A 2,620-nucleotide genomic window follows, 5' to 3' on the forward strand; every position below is an offset into this window, starting at 1 on the left:
CCGCCTGACACCCCGACGAGAGAGAAGCCCCATGCGCCTGCTGCTGCTGTCCAACTCCACCGCCCCCGGGCACCGCTACCTGGAGCACGCCACCGAGGAGATCGCCGCGCTGCTCGACGGCGCCCGCAGCCTGCTGTTCGTGCCGTACGCGCTCGCCGACCACGCCGGCTACACCGCGCAGGTCGCCACCGCCCTCGCCCCGCTCGGCGTCACCGTGACCGGCGCCCACACCGCGTCGGAACCGGCGGCCGCCGTCCGCGAGGCGGAGGCGGTGTTCGTCGGCGGCGGGAACAGCTTCCGGCTGCTGAAGGCCCTGCACGAGCACGGCCTGGTGCCGGCCATCCGGGAGCGGGTGGCCGCCGGCGACCTGCCGTACCTGGGGTCGAGCGCGGGCACCAACATGGCCTGCCCCACGCTGCGCACCACCAACGACATGCCGATCGTCCAGCCCCCGGCGTTCGCCGCGCTCGACCTGGTGCCGTTCCAGATCAACCCGCACTACCTGGACGCCAAACCCGACACGGCGCACATGGGCGAGAGCCGCGCCGAGCGCCTGGAGCAGTTCCTGGAGGAGAACGACGTGCCGGTGGTCGGGCTGCGCGAGGGCACCTGGCTGCGCCGGGAGGGCGAGCGGCTGACGCTCGGCGGCATCGCCGCCGGCGGCCTGCTGTTCCGCCGCGGCCTGGCCCCCGAGGAACTGACCTCGGGCGCCGACCTGAGCGACCTGCTGCGGGGCGACTACCGCTTCGACGTCGGCTAGGCGCCCGCTTCCGTCCTGTCCTCCCGGGGCCCGGTCGCGGACCCCGGGACCAGGACGGCGCCCGCGGCGGCCACCGGACGTCGGGCTGACGGTGCGCCGCCTCGGCTACGGGTGCTCCATGACGATCACCGCCGCCGTGCCCGGTTCCAGGGCCTCGAAGAGGTGGGGGGAGTCGCCGGGGAAGGCCAGGTAGTCGCCGGCGGCGAGCTCGACCGGGGCAGAAGCGGGGCCGACCCTGGCGCGGCCGGCGGACAGGATCACGTGTTCGACGGTGCCGGGCTGATGCGGCTGTGACCGCTTGGCCTCGCCCGGGCCGGCCGTGATCCGGTAGACGTCGCGGCGGGCGCCCGGCGGGCAGGAGGCGAGGAGCGCGGCCGCGTAGTCGGCCCGCTCCGCGCGGGTCACCGGGCCCTCGCCGGCCCGCACCAGCCGCACCCGGGGGCGCGGCGGGTCGACGAACGCGCTGAACGGCAGGTCGAGCGCGACGCCGATGGCCCACAGCGTCTCCACGCTCGGGTTGCCCGCGCCCGCCTCCAGCTGGGACAGCGTGGACTTGGCGATCCCGGCCCGCGCCGCCAGCGCGCTCAGCGACAGGCCCGCGCGCTCCCGCTCCCGCCGGATCGACTCGGCGATCCGCGCCCCCAGATCCGGCTTGCCCGCCATGCGCGCGCTCCTCACCCTCCGTCGCTCGACCTGCTGTTGGGCCTGGCGCCCGCCCTGTCGTTCGGCTTGACGAACGCTCGCCCTTCCCTCCACCATACCGGCCAACCGTTCGTTACGCCGAACGGAAGAGACGACGACCGGAGCAGCCATCGTGAATCACCACCTCGGGATACTCGCCCACAGCGCCGAGGGCGCCGCGCTCTGCTTCCAGAACTTCTGCCAACGGGGCTTCCGCGCGCTCGGCCCGCACGACCACCCCGACGTCACGCTCGACCTCGTGCCACTGGCCCGCGCCATGCCGGCCTGGGACGCCGGCGACCACGACGCGGTCCGGACGATCCTCGCCACCAGCGCCGAGCGGCTGGCGGCCGCCGGCGCGGCCTTCTTCGTCTGCCCGGACAACACCGCCCACCTGGCACTCCAGCGCCCCGGACCCGAGCTCGCCCTGCCCGGCCTCAACCTGCCGGACGTCGTCGCCGCCCGCGCCGCGCGGGACGGCCGGCATGGGGGCACCTCCCAGCGGAGCTGGGGGAGGGTGGGCGTGCTCGGCACCCGCTTCACGATGGGCTCCACGCTCTACGCCGACGCCCTCGCCCGGCACGGCGTCGCGGCCGAGGTGCCGGAGGCGGCGGACCGCGAGACCGTGGACACGATCATCTTCGAGGAGCTGCTGAACGGCGTCTTCGCCGACGCGTCCCGCGCCGCCATCGTTCGGATCATCGAACGGCTGGCGGCCCGGGGCTGTGACGCGGTGGCCCTGGTGTGCACCGAGCTCCCGCTGCTCGTCCGTCCCGACGACTCGCCGCTGCCGATCCTCGACTCCACCGCGCTCGCCGCCGAGGCCGCGTTCGCCACGGCCACCGGCCAGGCGCCGTTCCCCACCTGGCGCGGTGGCCCGCTCGGCCGTTAGCCGAGCGAGCAGGTGGCCAGCGCCTGGAGGCCGGCCGGCGCGACCTCGCCCTGCCGCTCGATCGAAATCCGAATCCGATCCAACGTCGCCACCCGTTTGTCCTCCAACGGGCCGAGGATCGCGTTCTGCACGAAGTTCGGGCCGCCCTCACCGACGGTGTCGACCAACCGCGCGTTCGCCTCGTCGATCTGCGTCTGCAACAACGCCAACTCCCGATCCACCTCCGCCTGCGCCGCCGCCGGCACCGCACCCACCACCACCTCCGGGCACACGATGCTCCCCGTCCC

Annotated in this window: 3 protein-coding genes and 1 pseudogene; 2 read left to right on the plus strand and 2 right to left on the minus strand. The window is 74.8% G+C overall.

What is annotated here, in order from left to right:
- Positions 1–31 precede the first annotated feature (31 nt).
- The gene (gene pepE, locus E1283_RS34980; RefSeq protein ID WP_132822193.1) at positions 32–760 is read left to right on the plus strand and encodes a dipeptidase PepE; all 729 of its coding nucleotides are present in this window, start codon (positions 32–34) and stop codon (positions 758–760) included.
- Positions 761–865: 105 nt separating this feature from the next.
- Here the strand turns inward: pepE and E1283_RS34985 are convergent, their stop codons facing one another.
- Positions 866–1,423, minus strand: a complete 558-nt coding sequence (locus E1283_RS34985) for a helix-turn-helix domain-containing protein (protein ID WP_132822194.1) — start codon at positions 1,421–1,423, stop codon at positions 866–868.
- A gap of 151 nt (positions 1,424–1,574) precedes the next feature.
- Here E1283_RS34985 and E1283_RS34990 point away from each other — a divergent pair, with 151 nt between their 5' ends.
- Positions 1,575–2,333, plus strand: coding sequence for an aspartate/glutamate racemase family protein (locus E1283_RS34990; RefSeq protein ID WP_132822195.1), 759 nt, complete (start codon positions 1,575–1,577; stop codon positions 2,331–2,333).
- On the opposite strand, the pseudogene E1283_RS34995 reads toward E1283_RS34990, so the two are convergent.
- Positions 2,330–2,620 (minus strand): annotated as a pseudogene (locus E1283_RS34995) (hypothetical protein); the annotation flags it as partial. The gene E1283_RS34990 and the pseudogene E1283_RS34995 sit on opposite strands and share 4 nt — an antisense overlap.

Origin of the sequence: Streptomyces hainanensis, assembly GCF_004348415.1 — a bacterium.
GTDB classification, from domain to species: Bacteria; Actinomycetota; Actinomycetes; order Streptomycetales; family Streptomycetaceae; genus Streptomyces; species Streptomyces hainanensis.